The 19,146-nt window shown below is 42.2% G+C and carries 16 protein-coding genes; 9 read left to right on the top strand and 7 right to left on the bottom strand.

The features are described from left to right. Positions 1-1,041, bottom strand: a complete 1,041-nt coding sequence (locus V6M43_RS09870; protein ID WP_332734788.1) for an agmatinase family protein — start codon at positions 1,039-1,041, stop codon at positions 1-3. Between the two features lie 135 nt (positions 1,042-1,176). Between V6M43_RS09870 and V6M43_RS09875 the strand changes: the two genes are divergently transcribed. The 3 genes from V6M43_RS09875 to V6M43_RS09885 all read left to right on the top strand — a co-directional run bounded on the left by V6M43_RS09875 (position 1,177) and on the right by V6M43_RS09885 (position 4,797). After that, entirely contained in the window at positions 1,177-1,581 is a 405-nt protein-coding gene (locus tag V6M43_RS09875) for a cytochrome c maturation protein CcmE domain-containing protein (RefSeq protein ID WP_039132589.1), read from the top strand. Between the two features lie 12 nt (positions 1,582-1,593). Then, the gene (ccsA, locus tag V6M43_RS09880) at positions 1,594-4,044 is read left to right on the top strand and encodes a cytochrome c biogenesis protein CcsA (RefSeq protein ID WP_332734790.1); all 2,451 of its coding nucleotides are present in this window, start codon (positions 1,594-1,596) and stop codon (positions 4,042-4,044) included. 69 nt (positions 4,045-4,113) lie between these two features. Next, a complete protein-coding gene (locus tag V6M43_RS09885; RefSeq protein WP_332734792.1) occupies positions 4,114-4,797 on the top strand; it encodes a DUF4294 domain-containing protein in 684 nt (227 codons plus the stop codon). Between the two features lie 38 nt (positions 4,798-4,835). Here V6M43_RS09885 and V6M43_RS09890 read toward each other — a convergent pair whose 3' ends face one another. After that, positions 4,836-5,495, bottom strand: coding sequence for a glycoside hydrolase family 13 (locus tag V6M43_RS09890; protein WP_332734793.1), 660 nt, complete (start codon positions 5,493-5,495; stop codon positions 4,836-4,838). 188 nt (positions 5,496-5,683) lie between these two features. On the opposite strand from V6M43_RS09890, the gene V6M43_RS09895 reads away from it, so the two are divergent. Both V6M43_RS09895 and V6M43_RS09900 read left to right on the top strand, forming a co-directional pair. Further along, positions 5,684-7,888: an outer membrane protein assembly factor BamB family protein gene (locus tag V6M43_RS09895; protein WP_332734795.1), complete on the top strand. Its 2,205-nt coding sequence runs from the start codon at positions 5,684-5,686 to the stop codon at positions 7,886-7,888. Positions 7,889-7,957: 69 nt separating this feature from the next. Beyond that, entirely contained in the window at positions 7,958-9,112 is a 1,155-nt protein-coding gene (locus V6M43_RS09900; RefSeq protein ID WP_332734797.1) for a Gfo/Idh/MocA family protein, read from the top strand. A 3-nt stretch (positions 9,113-9,115) separates the two neighbouring features. Here V6M43_RS09900 and rfaE2 read toward each other — a convergent pair whose 3' ends face one another. From rfaE2 to panC, 4 genes are read right to left on the bottom strand one after another with little or no spacing between them, the layout of a single operon-like run. Then, positions 9,116-9,610, bottom strand: coding sequence for a D-glycero-beta-D-manno-heptose 1-phosphate adenylyltransferase (gene rfaE2, locus V6M43_RS09905; protein ID WP_332734799.1), 495 nt, complete (start codon positions 9,608-9,610; stop codon positions 9,116-9,118). Further along, a complete protein-coding gene (locus V6M43_RS09910; RefSeq protein WP_332734801.1) occupies positions 9,607-10,665 on the bottom strand; it encodes a lysylphosphatidylglycerol synthase transmembrane domain-containing protein in 1,059 nt (352 codons plus the stop codon). The genes rfaE2 and V6M43_RS09910 overlap by 4 nt, the downstream gene beginning before the upstream one ends. 48 nt (positions 10,666-10,713) lie before the next feature. Further along, entirely contained in the window at positions 10,714-11,058 is a 345-nt protein-coding gene (panD, locus tag V6M43_RS09915) for an aspartate 1-decarboxylase (RefSeq protein WP_332734803.1), read from the bottom strand. A 54-nt stretch (positions 11,059-11,112) separates the two neighbouring features. Further along, complete coding sequence (gene panC, locus V6M43_RS09920; protein ID WP_332734805.1) at positions 11,113-11,958, bottom strand: pantoate--beta-alanine ligase; 846 nt, start codon at positions 11,956-11,958, stop codon at positions 11,113-11,115. A 120-nt stretch (positions 11,959-12,078) separates the two neighbouring features. Here panC and V6M43_RS09925 point away from each other — a divergent pair, with 120 nt between their 5' ends. The 4 genes from V6M43_RS09925 to rlmB are packed head-to-tail and all read left to right on the top strand — an operon-like array spanning position 12,079 to position 16,465. Next, on the top strand, positions 12,079-12,891 hold the full coding sequence (locus V6M43_RS09925; protein WP_332734807.1) for a glycogen/starch synthase: 813 nt from the start codon (positions 12,079-12,081) through the stop codon (positions 12,889-12,891). Between the two features lie 45 nt (positions 12,892-12,936). Further along, positions 12,937-14,352 (top strand): DUF4270 family protein, encoded by a 1,416-nt coding sequence (locus tag V6M43_RS09930; protein ID WP_332734809.1) that lies wholly within the window; start codon positions 12,937-12,939, stop codon positions 14,350-14,352. 43 nt (positions 14,353-14,395) lie between these two features. Beyond that, entirely contained in the window at positions 14,396-15,649 is a 1,254-nt protein-coding gene (gene metK, locus V6M43_RS09935) for a methionine adenosyltransferase (RefSeq protein ID WP_332734811.1), read from the top strand. Positions 15,650-15,697: 48 nt separating this feature from the next. Then, positions 15,698-16,465, top strand: coding sequence for a 23S rRNA (guanosine(2251)-2'-O)-methyltransferase RlmB (gene rlmB / locus V6M43_RS09940; protein WP_332734813.1), 768 nt, complete (start codon positions 15,698-15,700; stop codon positions 16,463-16,465). On the opposite strand, the gene V6M43_RS09945 is transcribed toward rlmB, so the two are convergent. Then, the gene (locus tag V6M43_RS09945) at positions 16,460-19,132 is read right to left on the bottom strand and encodes a TonB-dependent receptor (RefSeq protein WP_332734815.1); all 2,673 of its coding nucleotides are present in this window, start codon (positions 19,130-19,132) and stop codon (positions 16,460-16,462) included. The genes rlmB and V6M43_RS09945 overlap by 6 nt on opposite strands. Between the last annotated feature and the right edge of the window lie 14 nt (positions 19,133-19,146).

The raw sequence follows: 19,146 nt of genomic DNA on the forward strand, positions 1-19,146 counted from the left end.
TCAGAGATTATTGGCAACAAACATGTTGCAAAGTTTGTACAGCACCCGGGCACCCACATTGGCATCCCAGTCATTATTGCCTACGCCAACTTCATTGAGATCAAACCCAACGATCTGCCTGCCACTTTCCACCACTTTTTTGAAAAGATAAAACACCTGTGAAACCTCGAATCCGCCGGCAACAGGGGTTCCGGTATTGGGACATAGTTTTGGATCAAGTCCATCTATATCAAAACTCAGGTAAACCTTTTGTGGGAGGCCTTCAACAATCTCATCCGTTATTTTTTTCCAGGTTTCACCTTCATACATGCGCTCGCGGATCTGCTGGTCGAAATATGTTACAACCCTGCCTTTGCTGGCCCTGATATAATCTATTTCTTCATCACAATAATCACGAACGCCAACCTGAACCAGCTTTTCAATTCCCGGCATTTCTTCCAGAACGTTAAACATTATGCTGGCATGTGAATAACGGAAATCCTCATAGGCCTTTCTAAGATCGCAGTGAGCATCTATCTGCAGTATTCCAAAAGAACCATGTTTTTCTGTTAGTGCTTTGATGTATCCGAAGGGTGTACTGTGATCGCCACCCAGCAAGGCAACCAGTTTGCCTTTCTCCAGGAGTTCTTTAGTTTGCGCATGAACCCAGTTGATCATAAAATTACTTCCTTCATTGATCTCCTTAAGTGAGCGGCACATGAAGTTATTTCGTTCAACTTCCTCTCCATTTGAAATATAATCGATGTACAATTCGGCCTCTTTGCGTAGGTAATCACTTTTTAACAAAATCTTTTTATCTACCTCCCGCATATAAAAACCATTGCGCCATATATCGTGGTAGTCGGCATCATAGAGGTCAACCTGAAGACTAGCTTTGGAGATATTATCTGCGGCTCTTGCTGTTCCTGCATTATAGCTCACTGTCACTTCCCACGGAACGGGAACTATTACCAGGCGCGCATCTTCCTCAGAAGTTGGGAGTCCAAAAAGGTTATGATTGGGGTTGCCAAGGCTATTTGCATCGAACTGGGAGAGGTCCATATCTGTATATTAAAAACGGCCGCAAGTTAGGACAGCCGCAGGTAGATGCAAAATTAAAAGTTAGGGTTGTATGGCATAAACAAATCAATACCCAATGCCAATTTGGACTAACTTTGCGGCGGAACACTGCGCAATATGAAAAAGACACACATTATTATCTTGATTTTCATTGCAATAGCTATTGCGGTGCTTATCAGCTTTATGGGCGATCTCACAACTTATGACACGGTTGCCTCTGCACGTGAAAAAGAGGGAAAATTTGTACACCTCATTGCAAAACTGGACAAGACCAAGCCCGTAGAGTACGATGCCATTAAAAACCCGAATTACATGCGGTTTACCGCAATTGACACGCTGGGCAACTCAACCCCTGTGATCTATCACAATGCCAAGCCCACAGATTTTGAGAAAAGTGAGCGTCTCGTATTGAAAGGAAGTATGAAAGATGGCCAGTTTGAAGCCGATGAGATGCTCATGAAATGCCCTTCCAAGTATAAGGAAGACGTTGAAGTAAACAAGAAAAATCTGAGTTCAAATTAATTTGATTCTCCCATGAATTATATCGGTGAAAACCTGTTGCCTGGGCAACTGGGGCATTTCTTTGTAGTACTTGCATTGGTGTCGTCGTTGGTTGCTACCATATCCTATTTCAAATCCGCAAACTCAATTGACCCCGCCGAAGAAATTCGTTGGAGAAAGCTTGCCAGGATAGCATTTGGCATCGATTTCCTTTCTGTATTCACTGTTTTCGGAATACTTTATTATATTATTTCATCGCATAGCTTCGAGTATTTTTATGCATGGAACCATAGTAACCTTTCCCTCAATACGCAATACCTTCTTGCATGTATTTGGGAGGGACAGGAGGGTAGTTTTATGCTATGGACCCTTTGGCACGCAGTATTGGGTGCGCTTTTAATTTTCAGGGGTACGAAATGGGAAGCGCCGGTAATGGCTGTGATCTCATTTATGCAGTTATGCCTGGCAACCTTTATCCTGGGGGTTTATGTAGGAGACACTTCCATTGGTAGCAATCCTTTTCTACTGGTTAGGGAAAAATTTGCAGACGCTCCTGTATTTGCACGAGCCGATTATCTGAGCCTTGCACAAATGCAGGATGGACAGGGCCTTAACCAACTCCTTCAGAATTACTGGATGGTAATACACCCACCCGTATTGTTTCTTGGATTTGCGGCTTCAATTGTTCCCTTTGCTTTTGCGATAGCGGGATTATGGAAAAAGGATTATACATGGACGAAGCCAGCACTTCCATGGAGTCTTTTTGCAGCAGGGATCCTGGGATTAGGTATAATGATGGGGGCTGCCTGGGCTTATGAGTCACTAACATTTGGTGGTTATTGGGCATGGGATCCTGTGGAGAATGCTTCATTGGTACCATGGCTGGTACTTGTTGCTGGTATTCACACCCAGGTTATATATAATGCAACAGGGCACTCACTTCGGGCAACCAAAGTCTTCTTTATACTTGGTTTCTGCCTTGTTTTGTATTCAACTTTTTTAACAAGGAGCGGAGTTTTAGGAGATAGCTCAGTACACGCATTTACAGGTCTGGGTATGGACGCCCAGCTGTTGATATTCTTATTGATATTTCTGGTTCCTGCATTCGTATTATTCTTCAAAAGATTTAAAGAGATTCCCCATATTGTAAAAGAAGAGGAAACATCTTCCAGAGAATTTTGGATGTTCATCGGCGCGCTCGTATTATTTCTCAGTGCAGCCATCATTACCTGGCAAACATCTTTTAACCCTATCTATAACAAAATTACCGGTCAGTCAACAGCTGCCCCTGAAGATATTGAGTTCTCCTATAACAAGATCCAGGTTTTTGTTGCAATTGTAATTGCCTTGCTTACTGCAATCACCCAATACCTCAAATACAAAAAAACAGCTCCACAATTGTGGGTAAAAAAGATCTTAGTACCCACTTCCATTGCAGCCGCAATTACGCTTATTTTTTTCCTTGTAAGCGGACTTGAATACGATAAAAAAGGAATAGGTTTCCAGGCAGCCTTATATCTGGCGTTTTTTGCCAGTGTGTATTCGGTTGTTGCCAATGCAAGCTATATATGGATTGGTTTGAATGGCAGGTTAAAAGCAGCCGGTGCATCAGTGGCACATGTGGGATTTGGGCTTAGCCTCGTTGGTATTCTGATCTCATCATCCAACAAGCAGGTGCTTTCATATAATACAACAGGTATAAATCTCAAGTTTGATGAGAGGTCTAAAGAAAAATCTCTTGAAAACCTTACCCTCATTAAAGGTGTTGCCACAGACATGGGAAAATATTGGGCAACCTTTGTGAATAGCGATAGTACAAACGCTACTGGAAATATAAGCTATTATAAGGTTGATATGATGAAGAAAGACAGTACAGAATCATTTTCATTATATCCTAACCTGATCCGTAATACAAAGGGCCAGGAAGGGTTCTCAAATAATCCGGATGCGCGTCATTATTGGAACAGGGATATTTTTAGCTATATCACCTATGCAGATGATATGGATAAACGTGAGGATACTGCGCAATTCAAAAGTTATACGGTTAATGTAAAGGATACAGTTTATTATTCAAATGGATTCTTTATTCTTGATAAGGTTGTACCAAACCCTTCTAACAAAAAATACCAGTTTAAGCCAACTGATACGGCATTAATGGCTGCTATTACTGTTTATTCAAAAGAAGGAACCCGTTTTACAGCCCAGCCCGTATTTTATGTAGAGGGCAACCAGGCCCGGTATATACTTGATACTGTTTATGCACAGAATATTGCATTGGGTTTTAGTAAGGTAATGGCAGATCAGAAAATAGAGCTACAGGTTAAAGAGAGTAATCGAATGGTGCCTTTTGTTGCGCTCAAAGTTTATGAATTCCCCCATATAAATATTTTATGGTTGGGCATTATACTCATGACAATTGGATTTGGAATAAGTGTAGTTTACCGAAGCCGGCAGGGAAGGCTGAAGGCTGTAAATAAAATTTAGCAAACCACTAACAGCTATTCGGGTGACCAGATTGTCTTATGAGGCATTAAGATAGTAGTTGTTCAATTCATGCGTAGGAATCTATTTTTAAAAGGTCGGTTGCTTGCTTTGATGGTGATGTTGCTGATAGTTATCGGTGCGCTTGGGCAATCTCCCCAACCATCACCTTCTCCTGCTCCATTGCCAGCATTGAAGCCGAAGCCGGGGCCACTGCCTTTCAATCCACGTTGGGGCCCTAATGATACTATCATAGTACCGATCTATGTATTAGCGGGTGATACGCTTCCTTCTGGTTTAATGGAATATGTATTTGTGGATGCTCCTATGCCACCGGCAATGAGGAAAAGATATTCGAAGTGGACCCGTCTCAGAAATGCGGTGTATGTTACTTATCCTTATGCTAAAAGAGCCGGACTCATCATTAACGATATCAATGGCCAGATGGCCACTATGTCTGGCGGACAAAGAAAAAAATACCTGGAGAGCCGCGAAAAAGAATTAAAAAAAGAATTCACCGAACCTCTTACAAAATTGTCAGTATACCAGGGAAGAGTGCTAATGAAGTTGATCAACAGACAAACTGGTAATAACTGCTATGAGTTGATTAAAGAATACAGGGGAGGATTTTCGGCGCGATTCTGGCAGACCGTAGCCTTCTTCTTCGGGAGCAGCTTAAAACAACCCTATAATGCGGTGACGGAAGACAAGGAGATCGAGTTGATCGTTCGCGAAGTAGAGCAATTATACAGATGATCCGCCGGTAATACCAGCGAATCACCTGATATTTTAAATTATTTTCCAGCCTTTAATTCATCCTGCAATGCTTCGAGTTCGCTCCATTTGGCTGCTGCTGCAAGTTTTGCCTGCTTTGGCCAACTGCTGGGATCATGCACTTTGAATTTATTACCCGCAGCATCCAGGATGGCTCTCAATTTTTTGGGTGTGGCCTTTGAAAGATCTGTATAGGTAACAATTGCGTCTGCAATAAGCAATTCTGCGATTTTCTTGCCAATTCCTTCGATTTTAGTGAGATCATCAACAGCGGGCTTCTCTGCTTTCTTATTAGCAGTAGCTACTTTCTTTTCAGTCGCAGCTTTCTTAGCCGGCGCTTTCTTTACTGGCTTCGGTTCTGACTCACTGGTTGCCAACTTCTGTTCAGCTTCAACAACTTCAGGAACAGTAATCACACAATTATCTACTGCCAATCCTGCTTTATGAACATAATTTTCTGCAAACCAGTCATTCACCCAACGACCATCATTGAGAAGAAATCTATACTCATATGATTTACCTGCTTCCAATGCCACTGTGGCTTTTAGGGTGCCATCTTTTTGCACTTTTAAACCAATACCTTCATTCACATCCCAGTTATTGAAATCACCTAAAAGGATAGCTTCAGTAGCTTCTCCAAGTGCCTCAGAAGGCAGAATAAATGTCACTTTCTTTTCCATAAACATGTATTTTAACTAATTGCTTGCCTGCACTTAATACAGCGCCGCAAATATAGTAACCCTAAGCCAGTATTATGTTTTTCCACATATTGTGGAAAACACTAAAGTCAATTAGAAGCATTTTTTAGAACCTATATTAGCCGGATTCTTAATATTTTAGGAAAGTATTCCATCCTTAATTTTTTTTCATGCAAACTGTTGCCACTTCACTTTTTTTAAGTCTGATCTTACTTCAATCATGCAGGGAGGCGGCAAATAATGCGGCTGACTATACTGGCTGGACTGCTTATGCCGGTACTCCTGATGGTATGCGATATTCATCTAATGATCAGATAAATAAGGGGAATGTAAAAGCACTTCAATTAGCATGGACCTATAGTACAAATGATCACGATTCTGCCAATCGTTCCCAGAATCAGTGCAATCCTATAGTAATTGATAATATTCTTTATGGTATTTCTCCTAAACTGAAGCTTTTTGCTTTAAATGCTTCAACAGGACAGGAGAAATGGATATTTGATCCTGCCAGTGAAGACAGTAATTCTCACCTTGATCCATATGCCTATTACAAGGTAAGCAGAGGCCTGGTTTATTGGGAGGGAAATAATGAATCTGAAAAACGCATTCTTTATAGTGCCGGGTCACGTACTTATGCTATCAATATAGCAGATGGAAAGCCAATTAGAAGTTTTGGGGAAAATGGTTTTATAGATCTCACTAAAGATTTAGACAGAGTAAATGGTAGTTATAACCCTTTTATAGTTAACACAACACCCGGGGTCGTTTTCAGGGATATATTAATTATCGGCTCTCGTGTAGCAGAATCTGCCGACGGTGCCCCAGGTCATATTCGTGGATATGATATCCGAACTGGCAAACGAAAATGGATATTTCATACTATTCCTCACCCGGGTGAAACAGGATATGATAGCTGGCCCGATAAGGATGCCTGGAAAAAGCTGGGCGGCGCAAATAGCTGGGCAGGAATGTCGCTTGATGAAAAACGTGGGATTGTATATATCCCTACAGGTTCAATAGCCGGTGACTTTTATGGTGGATTCCGAAAAGGCACTAACCTCTATGCAAATTCATTGGTAGCTCTTGATGCCGCTAGCGGCAAATACCTCTGGCATTTTCAGACAGTGCATCATGACCTTTGGGATCGCGATCTGCCAGCCAACCCTAACCTGTTGACTGTTACCCATGGAGGTAAGAAAATTGATGCTGTAGCACAGATTACCAAGCACGGTTATATATTCCTGTTTGACCGCGAAAATGGTAATCCATTATTTCCTATACAAGAAAAACCTGTCCCAACTTTTGCACTACCTGGTGAAGAAGCATGGCCAACACAACCTATCCCTTCATTGCCTGAACCATTTGCCCGACAAAAATTCTCGGAAGAAGATATATCTGACCTTGACCCTCAAACATATCCGGAGTTGTTAGCTGCCTATAAAAAGATAAAATATAGTACCATGTTCACTCCCCCTTCGAAAGAAGGGTCCTGGATTTTCCCGGGGTTTGATGGGGGTGGAGAATGGGGTGGCGCTGCCGTGGATCCTGAATCCGCTACTATTTATGTTCATAGCAGCGAACTGCCCTGGTCACTAACGATGATTGATGTTCCTACTTCCGGTAATGCTCATATGAAAATTGATGATGGTAAAGCAGTTTACAATAAATATTGTATTTCCTGCCATGGCCCCGACCTTAAAGGCAATGGGCCTTCCTATCCTTCATTGGTAGACATTGATAAACGTTTAAATAAGGAGGAGCTGAGAAAAACCATTGATAATGGAAAAAATATGATGCCTTCTTTCAAACACCTCACAGAACAGGAAAAAAATGCGCTGCTCAGTTATTTTATTCCCAATGCTGATAATGGATCGCTTAAAAGCGAAACAAGCGAGGTTTCAAAAGAACCCGGATCTCACTCAATTTTAGATGAAGTGCCATACACGATGACCGGCTACAATCGGTTTCTCGATAGGAACGGATATCCTGGCATAAAACCACCCTGGGGAACATTAAATGCTGTTGACCTGAATACGGGAAAATTAATCTGGAAAGTGCCTGTAGGGGAATATCCGGAACTTACCAGAAAAGGAATACCAGTTACAGGAACAGAAGGATATGGCGGACCATTGGTAACAAAAGGCGGACTCGTTTTCATTGCTGCATCAAAGGATTCCCGATTCAGAGCGTTCGACAAAAAAACGGGTAAAATTTTATGGGAGGCGGTATTACCCGTACCTGGTTATGCAACACCAGCTACATTTATGGTAGATGGAGTGCAGTATGTAGTGATCGCTTGTGGTGGGGGAAAAATTGGAAGTCCATCAGGCGATAAGTACCTGGCTTTTGCCCTGCCATCAGATAAAGGACAATAGTAATTCCACCAAAGAAAATGGAAATTCTGGTTTTTAAGTATATTCAATGCCCAATAAAACAACAACGTTATGAACCGAAAATTACGCATGGGCATGATCGGAGGTGGAAGCGATGCCTTCATAGGTGCTATCCATCGTCATGCTGCCAATCTTGATGGAAAGATCGAGTTGGTTTGCGGTGCACTCAGCATCAATAAAGAAATTGCAATATCGAGTGGTCGTTCCCTTTTCCTTGCAGAGGATAGAATATATTCTACTTATGAAGAAATGCTAGAGAAAGAAGCTGCTCTTCCAGCCGATACGCGGATGGATTTTGTAACTATAGTTACCCCAAATTTTGCGCATTTTGCACCAGCTATGATGGCGCTTGAAAAAGGTTTCAATGTTGTTATTGAAAAACCAATAACCCTCTCACTTGAAGAGGCTTTGGAGCTTGACAAAAAAGTAAAGGAAACTGGATTGATTCTTTGCCTCACGCATACCTATACTGGTTATCCAATGGTGAAAGAAGCCAAGTCAATAATTGCTGAAGGTAAATTGGGAAAGATTAGAAAAGTTTATGTAGAATATCGCCAGGGATGGTTGAGCCGGTTATCTGAGCGCGAAGGCAATGCCGGTGCTGCCTGGAGAACGGATGCCAAGAAATCGGGCAAAAGTGGTGTTATGGGTGATATCGGCACCCACGCATTTAATCTTACTGAATATATTACCGGATTGCAGGTAAGTGAACTTTGCGCGAACCTGAATGTGGTGGTTGATGGTCGCGCCCTGGATGATGATGGAGCTGTACTACTTCGATTCAATAATGGCGCAAGTGGTGTGCTTATGGCAACCCAGGTAGCCGCAGGCGAAGAGAATAATCTCGTAATAAGAATTTATGGTGAAAATGGTGGATTGGAATGGCACCAGCATGAACCTAATAGTCTGTTGCTTAAATGGTATGATAAACCCATGGAAACATTAAGGGCAGGTTCTGCGTACCTGAGTGACCTTGCAAAACATAATTGCCGAACACCAGGCGGGCACCCCGAAGGTTACCTGGAAGCATTTGCCAATCTGTATAAGAACTTTACGCTTGCACTGTCGGCCAGGCTCGATAATACAACTGTAAAAGATATAGTGGAATTTCCATCCGTTGCGGAAGGGATACGTGGCATGGCATTTATCGAAAATGTTGTCAGAAGCAATAACAGCAATGAGAAATGGGTTAGTTATACCATCTAAATATCAGGATGAACGCATCTTTGTGACAATACCCGTCGTGGAAAAACCTTCCACGATGGGGTTGATCACAACCCGTCCACCATTCTCCATTACTTCCTTGTGGCCAACAACTTCTTCAACGCGGTAGTCACCTCCTTTTACAAGGGTATGGGGTAGTATTGTTGTTATGAGATCAAAGGGAGTGTCTTCTTCAAAAATAATTACTGCATCCACCATTATCAGAGATGCAATAAGAACAGCACGGGAATCCTGATCATTGATTGGTCGTTCAGGACCCTTATTGAGCCTTTTAACAGAAGCATCAGAATTTACCGCAACAATCAGAATATCGCCTTCCTGTGCAGCCTGGGAGAGAGAATAAATATGACCTCGATGCAGAATATCAAACACACCATTTGTGAAAACGATCCTTTTACCAAGGAATTTCCAAATGTTCACAGCCTTCAATAAATCCGGAAGCCTGAAAATTTTGGTTGGTATTACTGCAGCATTCATCATATTTTTTGTTTGTCGGATTGCGAAGTAGGAAACATATCTTGTTCGGCCCTTACTTTACGTTTGCCAGCATTTATTGCTGGTAATAACAATAAGGAAAGGCCTCCGGATAAGAGTATCAGGAAAGTTTGGGCAAGCCAAAGTAACCAGCCAAATGCTTTACCAATATTTTCCCCTAATCCATAAAGTACCATGGTTTCCTGCACGAGAATAGGATAAGCGCCAATACCTCCCTGTGTAACGATCATGCCTACACTACCCAGAGACAATACTGAGAAGGAGGGGAGCCATCCGTATCCACTGGTGGGTTCCATCGCATAAAAGCCAATGCGGATACTTGCCAGGTACAAAAACCAGATCAGGAATGTATGAAAGAAAAATCCAGCTTTATTTTTCACGTATCTAACACTGGTAACACCTTCCCATATCCCTTTGACAACAACCCTTATTTTCTTAATAAAGCCGATATGAGAATATTTCCATAGGGCAAACCAAAAACCGGTTCCAATAATTAGTAAAATGGATAGTATCATCAGGATGCGGGTATAGTTTATTTCGCCAGTACCCCCGGTGAGAAGGTCATTGACCATATCGCCGGCAAAATTTCCAATAACATCTATCTGCGAGAAAATAGTGATAAAAAAAACTATTACAAGGCAGATAAGATCGAAGGCCCTTTCTGCAACAATGGTTCCAATGAGTTTATCAGCAGGTACCTTTTCATAGCGTGCAAGTATTGTACATTTAAGTACTTCACCAAGCCTCGGAACGGCCAGGTTTGCAAGGTAACCTACAAGTACTGCAAAATAGGTATTGAGGTTTGAGGGTTTATAACCCATGGGTTCCATCAATATCTTCCAGCGGATGGCCCTGCTGTAATGACTTAGCAATAATGCGAGGGAAACTGGAACAAGTAGCCAGTAATTAGTCTCCGCGAGGGCTGCCTTCATTTCATTCCAATCTGCCGGACTGATCTTACCAATGCTCCACCAAACCAGAAAGATCCCCAGCCCAAGGAATATTGCATATTGAAGAAGGCTGCTGATCTTTTTGTTCATATGGATGATTTGGTACTATAAAGATAACAGCAAGGTATTACCCTGCCATTATAATAAGTTCCCCTCTTTTGGAAACACTATCCACGGTTGGAAGGCTTTAGCTTTCTCAAAATCCATGCGGGCATATGAAATAATGATAACAATATCGCCAACTGAACCCTGCCTGGCAGCCGGTCCGTTCAGGCAACAAACCCCTGAACCCCTTTTACCCTTTATTAGGTAGGTCTCAATCCTTGAACCTGTATTTACATTCACAACCTGGATCTTTTCATGCTCAATCATATTTGCCGAATCCATAATGTCTTCATCAAGAGTAAGACTTCCTACATAATGCAGGTTCGCTTCTGTAATGGTACAGCGATGAACCTTCGATTTTAATACTTCAATATCCATTTACTGGGGTTGATTTATTTACGCTCGGCAAGTTAGTATTTTCCAGGAATGAATTTAAGGGATTAACATATTATCGATCAGCCTCACATTGTTGAGAAATGCCGCAACAAGTGCCACTAGCGGTCTTTTCCCATCCCATTCATCCAATACTTCCAGATTATCAGCCGCTGCGATCGCAACATAATCAACATTGAAACCATTACTGCTAAGTGAGTCTTCCGCAGCTACTGAAATGGGGAGGAGGGGGCCCGCATTTACAGTCTTCTTTATTCTTCCCAACACTTCCGCTATCTGGGAGGCCTTCTTTCTTTCCTCTTCATTCAAGCGCATATTACGGCTACTCATGGCAAGCCCATCGGCTTCACGCAATGTTTCACATGTATGAAGCCTGGTTTTACAATCCATTATTTGAAGAAGTTTTTTGACTACCATGCATTGCTGAAAATCTTTCTGACCCATAAAAAGATCATCTGCTGGTATAATTTCAAGCAGGCGATTCATCACCTGGCACACGCCCTGGAAATGACCGGGACGGTATTTGCCTTCAAATATGGTCTCCAGGTATCCAAGGTCGTAGTTAGGTAGCTGATCAACGCCATTGGAGTATATATCTGTCACTTCAGGGAGAAAAAGAAAGTCCATTCCGGCTTTTTCCAGGATCTCAATGTCTTTTTCTAAGGTTATGGGGTATTTTTCAAAGTCTTTTGGGTCATTGAACTGGGTAGGATTCACGAATATGCTGCAAACTGTAATATCATTATGCTGTTTTGCAGCTGCCATCAAGGAAAGATGACCGTCATGTAGGGCGCCCATCGTGGGAACAAACCCGATAGTTCTTTTCTGCTGTGCTAATGCTCTCAGTTCCTTATATATGGCGGTTGCCCTTTTGATGAGGATCATAAATGAAGGTTTTTAACATCTGGGGTTGCCCTAATTCCGGTTTTTCAGCTAAAAAAATATACCTTTGCAAACTATTTGACTGAAAAATCAGTGCTGTTTTCACCAATCGTAACCGATCAAATGTCAACAAAGAAAAGAATTTTATTCATTGCCAACGAAATGTCGCCTTACCTGGAGCTGACAGAGTTTTCTGAGATCGTGAACAGGCTGGCCATCAAATCCAATGACAATGGTTTCGAAGTGCGTTGCATTATGCCCCGGTTCGGTACCATTAATGAACGCCGTCACCGTTTGCATGAAGTTGTACGCTTATCCGGTATCAATGTATCCGTAGACAATGATGACTTCCCTCTGCAGATAAAGGTGGCATCACTTCCAAACGCCCGTCTGCAGGTTTATTTTCTGGATAACGAAGACCTTTTCAAACGAAAATTTGTTTTCCATGATGAAAAGGAGACCTGGTATGATGATAATAGTTTGCGCACAATTTTTTTCTGTAAAGGTGCCCTGGAAACTGTTAAGAAATTCGGATGGCCTCCGGATATCATTCATTGCAGTGGTTGGATGAGCAGCCTTATTCCACTTTTCCTGAAAACCGCTTACAAAAAGGAACCGGTGTTTGGACACAGTAAAACCGTTTTCACTATAGGTCAGAATACCTTCAAGGAAAAGCTGGGTCCAGAATTTCTCAAGGCTGCGGCTATCCATGCCAATGTTAAGGAGAAAGACCTTGAACCATTCAAAGAGGGTACTAATGCTGCTTTGTTTCGTGGTGGTGCTACCTATGCTGATGCAATCAGTTTCGGTGCAGAAAAAGTTGACAAGAAACTTGCGGATGAATTTTCAAAAGTGAAAGGCAAGAAGATTCTCGCATACAATGCTGAGTCTGATTTAACAGACTATTTACAACTGTATACCGACCTTGCCAAGTAGTGTTTTTTGGCCATCCAAAATTTTAGACTAATTAACCGGTTTTTTGTGAAGAAACTCCTGTACAGCCTTTCCTTATTAATTGCTATCGTTTTTTATATTTCTTCATGCACCAAAATCAGAACAACTGATCTGGGTGGAGATCTTATTCCAGCAGTGGACAATGTCAACGTATTTGATACCACTCTCGAAGTCATTACTGAACTTTATCAATTACCCGACAGCACTCGAATAACAAGAACATCGGATCATGCACTGGGAATTCTAAACGACCCTGCCTTTGGTAAAACTACCGGTGAGATGTATTTCAAATTGCAGCCGCAGTTATTTGGTAGTTATCCATTCGGGAAATCGCGTGATAGTCTTATTGGCCTCGACTCGGTCGTGCTTTCCTTAAAGTACAAATCATTGTATGGTGACAGCAATTCGATACAATCGATACGTGTTTTTGAAATAGACCAGGCTGCAGCATTCAAGGACTCGTTGCAAGGTTATATCATTAACTCAGCTCCTTTTCTAACTGCTGACCTGTTGGCATCTAAGGAGAATCTTTTATTCAATACCCTGAACGATAGTTTAACCTATATAAGAATTAAGGACACTATAACTACAAGCAGTGAATTAAGGATAAAGCTTCCCAATGACTTCGGGATGCGGCTTATGAGTTATGATACCACTACTTACAAAACCGATTCGGCTTTCAATACAAAATTCAAAGGATTTGCTGTAAAGGCAGATGAAGGATCTTCCATCAAAAGAGCCCTGGCTTATTTCAATCTGGCAGATGGCAATACAAGGCTCAGCTTTCATTACCGTACAACGAAGAATGCGGTTGCTGATACTGCCGTTACTGATTTCATCCTTAGAGGATCAGGCAATGCTAATCTGGTTCAGCGTGATCCTACCGGCACAGATTATGGCAATGCATTGGTAAATGGTACCGGAAACCAGGAAAAATTATTCCTGCAGACTTCACCCGGCTCCTATGTTTTAGTCAAGATTCCGGGACTCAATGCTCTCTCCAACAGGCTGATATATAAGGCAACTCTCATTACTGAAAAACTTGAGAGTACTGAAGACAATATCTTTAAAGTACCTAACCTCCTTTTCCTGGATGCCGTTGATAGTACTAATAATAAATTTCTAACTATTCCTAACTCATTTGAGCCCCAGGATAATTCAGCCTTTGGTTACAATCCTGCACTTTTTGGTGGATTCCTCGCCAACAATCGATATGAATTTGATCTCAGCCGATATGTTCAGGGTATTGTAACCAGGAAGGAGAAATCCTATGCACTCAGGATGTATGCACCTTATATAACCCGCCCAACACTTGCTGGTACCGCTGATATCACTCGTTTTATTGCTTTGAATGGCCCTATTGCTGCGGGAAGAGTAGTTGTTAGTGGTGGTGCTCATCCCGTGAAGAAAATGCGACTTTATATTGTTTACTCCAAATTATAAGCAGCTGGCTTATATTTGCCCCGAATTTTTAAATCTATCATTAATGCCTTACTTGTTTACATCAGAAAGTGTTTCTGAAGGACATCCCGATAAAGTGGCTGACCAAATTTCCGATGCACTGATCGATAACTTCCTAGCATTTGACCCCCAATCAAAAGTTGCCTGTGAAACTTTGGTCACTACCGGACAGGTTGTATTGGCCGGTGAGGTTAAATCAAAAGCTTACCTCGATGTGCAGGAAATAGCCCGGGGTGTAATCCGCAAGATCGGATACACGAAAAGTGAATATATGTTTGAGGCTAATTCATGTGGTGTATTCTCTGCTATACATGAACAGAGCTCTGATATCAACCAGGGAGTGGATAGAAAAAAGAAGGAAGAGCAGGGTGCCGGAGACCAGGGTATGATGTTTGGATATGCCACCAATGAGACAGAAGATTATATGCCCCTCGCACTGGACCTTGCACACAAACTATTGCAGGAACTTGCTGCCCTGAGAAGGGAAAACAAACACATCAAATACCTGCGTCCTGATGCGAAAAGCCAGGTTACACTTGAGTATGATGATAATAACAACCCGGTAAGAATTGATGCCATCGTTATTTCTACCCAACACGATGATTTTGATTCAGAGGCGAAGATGCTCGCTAAGATCAAAAAAGATATTATTGAAATTCTCATTCCAAGGATCAAGACCAAGTATAAAAAGTACGCGAAGTTGTTCAATGATAAGATCAAGTATCATATTAACCCTACCGGCAAGTTCGTTATTGGAGGTCCACATGGAGATACGGGATTGACCGGGCGTAAAATAATTGTGGATACATATGGTGGCAAAGGTGCCCATGGGGGAGGTGCATTCAGTGGAAAAGATCCATCCAAGGTAGATCGCTCCGCAGCTTACGCAACAAGACATATTGCGAAGAATCTCGTTGCAGCCGGCGTTTGTGATGAAGTACTTGTTCAGGTCTCCTATGCAATTGGAGTGGCACAGCCAATGGGCATTTATGTGAATACGTATGGCACAGCAAAAGTAGATATGACCGATGGCGAAATAGCTCGCATCGTTGAAGGACTGTTTGATATGCGCCCTTATTTTATTGAGCAACGCCTCAAACTTAGAACACCTATATACAGTGAAACTGCCGCCTATGGTCATATGGGAAGAAAGCCGGAAATTGTAACTAAGACCTTCCGCTCTCCTGATGGAAAGGAAATTACAAAAAAGGTAGAGTTATTTACCTGGGAGAAACTGGATTATGTTCCTAAGGTTAAAAAGGCCTTTGGATTGAAATAAGTAAAAGCTGCCCTGGGGCAGCTTTTACAATTCATATATTTTTGCACAATGAGAACCTTCCGACAGCAGCAACACAGACCTAAAAAAAATACGCTTATCATTGGTCGCGATAAGGTTATTGCTGCCATGAAGGAAGGAAAGCAGTTGGAGCGCATCTATCTCTCACAAACGGTTCATGGTCCTGAGATTGAAGAAGTGAGGACACTTGCCGCTGAAAACCAGGTTCCGGTCAATAAAGTTCCGGTTGAAAAACTAAATGGTTTTAATATAAGCAACCATGGTGGTTGTGTGGGAGTAATCGCTAAAGTTCAATACCAGGACCTTCAGGATACCCTTTCCTTCATTATTGAAAGTGGAGAGATGCCCTTGTTGTTAATGCTTGATGGAATTACAGATGTGCGGAACATTGGTGCTATAGCGCGAACAGCTTACTGTTGCGGCGTTCATGCAATCATCATCCCCGACAAAGGGATTGGCGCCCTCAATGAAGACGCCATCCTGACTTCTGCCGGTGCATTGGAGCAAATCGCGGTGTGCCGGGTCAACAGCCTTATGAAGGCAGTAGATACACTTCACCTGAATGGAATAAAAGTATTCGCCAGCGAAATGACAGCAGAAACCAGCATATACAGTTGTGATTTCAGGGAACCTGCTGCCATAATCATGGGTGGGGAAGAAAAAGGAATCTATCCCGCACTCATGAAAACTGCTGATATTAGTTTTCGAATACCCATGACAGGTAATTTTGAATCATTGAATGTATCGGTTGCTACCGGAATGATCCTTTATGAGATAATGAAACAACGATCCTTATAATATTCCAAATCCAAGGCTGATATAATAGACCGCACCAATGGCAGGATTTCCAAAACCACTCCGGTAATAATGATTTGTAATATTGGTACCTCCCAGTTTGATCATTGACTTAAGCGCCGGAAACTTATACGAGATCTGAGCATCAACTGTAGTAAATGCGTTCACTGGTCCGCTAGCCATTTCACCCTCCCAGAAAAAGCTATCCTGCCAATGAAGGGTGATGCCAAATCCCAGTTTTTTTGATTTGCCTATGCCTGTATTACTATAGCCGGCATTTAGCCTGTATTTAGGAGTATTGAAATAAGGTATAAAACCTTCTGCAACATTTCCTATTTCATCAGAGTATGCATTTATAAACAAACTGTTTGTTGCGTTGAGTTTGTATTGCATTCCTAATCCAAATCCATAAACTTTTACCTTATCCTGACTATTGGTAACAATGGAATAAATTTTACCTGTTGAGGGCTGGTAAAGGGTGGTTCTGCCAAGAAAGTCTTTGTATTGTCCCCAATATGCATAGGCATCCAACATAAATACATCATTCCATAGTGTCTTATAACCAATTTCAAAAGATTGATTGCTTTCTGGTTTCAATTCTGTAAAAACATAAGGTGTTGGTTTTGGTACTTCACCAACAAGCTCATGTACTGGATGCTTATCCACTTCCATATATTCTTTAATCCAGGGCAGCCCTCCCAAAAGAGTATAGCCACCAACATTAAGTCTAATGTATTTTCCTTGCGTTGATGCGAAGCGATATGCAGTCTGGTATGACAAACGGATATTATTATTCTTTGCCACCCTGATTAAAGCTGTGAATCTCGGGGTGAACCTGGGTTTGAAGTCATCGTTCTTATCCCACCTCGCGGAAGCGGAGAGATTAAGCCGTTTGTTCAAAAGGTCTTTCGATACCTGGGCATAGGCACCAATTTCCTGGATTGTTATGGGGCCCGCAGTATCAATAAACAAGGTGCCATCAGAGTCAAGAATGTATTTTTTCCAATTGCCTCCTACAATCACATCCGCGAATTTTACCAGATGCGTAAAGTTATATTGCAATTCAGTCATCCATAATTGTGATTTTTCTTTAAAGAGTCCGCCGTCTGGTATTGGCGTTTTCCTGATCGCATCAAATGCCTGAATAAATTGAACGCTACCAGGTAATGCCAGATCACGGTCTGCATAGGCACGTGCTGCCTGGTGTGCCTCAATTTCCCCCAGATTATTTGCCCTGGCCTGGAGATACGCTCCGGCATATTGTGGATACCAGCTTTGCATCGGATTGGCAGGATCATAACTAGGTTTAAGTGCTTCATTAAGATATTGCCCTGTAATATTTGCTGTATATGCTTCCCCGGCATCCTCCTGGGTGGTGAAACTTCGGATAAACCAGTTACGGTGCTTCAATTCAAATTTGTATTGGCTGATCATGATCTCTTTTAAGGCATACCTGTTATTACTTGTATAAACTGTGTTGCCCTTCGACCAGTTACCCAATATGATCGCCTCTAACGCAGGTGTGATACGATAATGGAGTGCACCAGAAAGTCGTGTATTTTTAGCTTGCGGATCTATAAGGTGTTTCTCCTCAAAACCGGTACGCGAAACCATCAGAGGATCTGGTGGCAGAGTACCACCTGGGTTGAGTCCCGCAAGAAAAGGACGAATATCAACGGATGTTTCATCCCCATAAATATTTACGCCGTTGTAGTTTGGGTCTGAATTACGGTCACCTGATTTTACTCGTCCCGTAGCACCCACCCCTTCATAGTTTGTTCGATCATCAGCTAGCCAGTCATCACCTTTAATGAACTGTCCCCCAATCTTAAAAGCAAACTTATCATTAAAGGCTTTGGCAATCCGGAAACTATAATCAGAGAGAAGTGAAATCTTCTCACGTTGTTTTTTATCTACATGCATCATGCCGCTACGGGCCTGAAAACTTATGCCCTGGTGAGCAAAGGGATCTTTACTGGTAATCAGGATGGTTCCATTCATACCCCCTGGACCATAGAGTGCAGATGAAGCACCGGGCAGGATCTCAACATTGTCAACATCAAGGTCAGTGGGTCCGGTAAAACTTCCCACAAAAAAATTAAGCGCCGGTGCCTGGTTGTCCATGCCATCAACAATTTGGTTTACCCTGGGGCTGCCGCTGTAGTTAAATCCACGTGTGCTGATAGTTTTAAATGTTAGACTGGAGGTTGTGATATCTACGCCCTTCTGAAATGCTGCAATATCATAATAGGAGATAGCTGGTGATTGAATGATCTGGGCACTGCCATAGCGTTCAATAGAAACCGGGGATTCCAGTATACGGGTAGGCCGTCGATTTGCTGAAATAATTACCTCATGCCCAATTGAGTGCTGTGGTACCAGTTCTATCCGCAGGGGAATGGTATCAATAGCCTCAAGTGAGATACTGTCGTATCCGATAGAACTTACAATAAGGGAAACCGGGAAGGAAGGAACTGTTAATCGGAATTCGCCTCTGTTATTGGTATAAGTGCCGGTGGTTGTACCTTTTATCAGTACTGTAACATTGGAAAGAGCCTCATTACTGGATTGATTGAATACTTTGCCCTTCACATACTGGCTCCAGCCAGGTAAGGCTGCTGGCAAAGTTAAACACAGTGCCAGCAGCACATTGAGTAGATTCTTTTTCATGATTTAAGGTTTAA

It is taken from the genome of Flavihumibacter sp. (assembly GCF_036676075.1).
Classification (GTDB): Bacteria; Bacteroidota; Bacteroidia; order Chitinophagales; family Chitinophagaceae; genus Flavihumibacter.

Coding starts and splice junctions, on each gene's coding strand:
- V6M43_RS09870 (WP_332734788.1), bottom strand. CDS start 1,041: ATGGACCTCTCCCAGTTCGATGCAAATAGCCTTGGCAACCCCAATCAT.
- V6M43_RS09875 (WP_039132589.1), top strand. CDS start 1,177: ATGAAAAAGACACACATTATTATCTTGATTTTCATTGCAATAGCTATT.
- ccsA (WP_332734790.1), top strand. CDS start 1,594: ATGAATTATATCGGTGAAAACCTGTTGCCTGGGCAACTGGGGCATTTC.
- V6M43_RS09885 (WP_332734792.1), top strand. CDS start 4,114: ATGCGTAGGAATCTATTTTTAAAAGGTCGGTTGCTTGCTTTGATGGTG.
- V6M43_RS09890 (WP_332734793.1), bottom strand. CDS start 5,495: ATGGAAAAGAAAGTGACATTTATTCTGCCTTCTGAGGCACTTGGAGAA.
- V6M43_RS09895 (WP_332734795.1), top strand. CDS start 5,684: ATGCAAACTGTTGCCACTTCACTTTTTTTAAGTCTGATCTTACTTCAA.
- V6M43_RS09900 (WP_332734797.1), top strand. CDS start 7,958: ATGAACCGAAAATTACGCATGGGCATGATCGGAGGTGGAAGCGATGCC.
- rfaE2 (WP_332734799.1), bottom strand. CDS start 9,610: ATGATGAATGCTGCAGTAATACCAACCAAAATTTTCAGGCTTCCGGAT.
- V6M43_RS09910 (WP_332734801.1), bottom strand. CDS start 10,665: ATGAACAAAAAGATCAGCAGCCTTCTTCAATATGCAATATTCCTTGGG.
- panD (WP_332734803.1), bottom strand. CDS start 11,058: ATGGATATTGAAGTATTAAAATCGAAGGTTCATCGCTGTACCATTACA.
- panC (WP_332734805.1), bottom strand. CDS start 11,958: ATGATCCTCATCAAAAGGGCAACCGCCATATATAAGGAACTGAGAGCA.
- V6M43_RS09925 (WP_332734807.1), top strand. CDS start 12,079: ATGTCAACAAAGAAAAGAATTTTATTCATTGCCAACGAAATGTCGCCT.
- metK (WP_332734811.1), top strand. CDS start 14,396: ATGCCTTACTTGTTTACATCAGAAAGTGTTTCTGAAGGACATCCCGAT.
- rlmB (WP_332734813.1), top strand. CDS start 15,698: ATGAGAACCTTCCGACAGCAGCAACACAGACCTAAAAAAAATACGCTT.
- V6M43_RS09945 (WP_332734815.1), bottom strand. CDS start 19,132: ATGAAAAAGAATCTACTCAATGTGCTGCTGGCACTGTGTTTAACTTTG.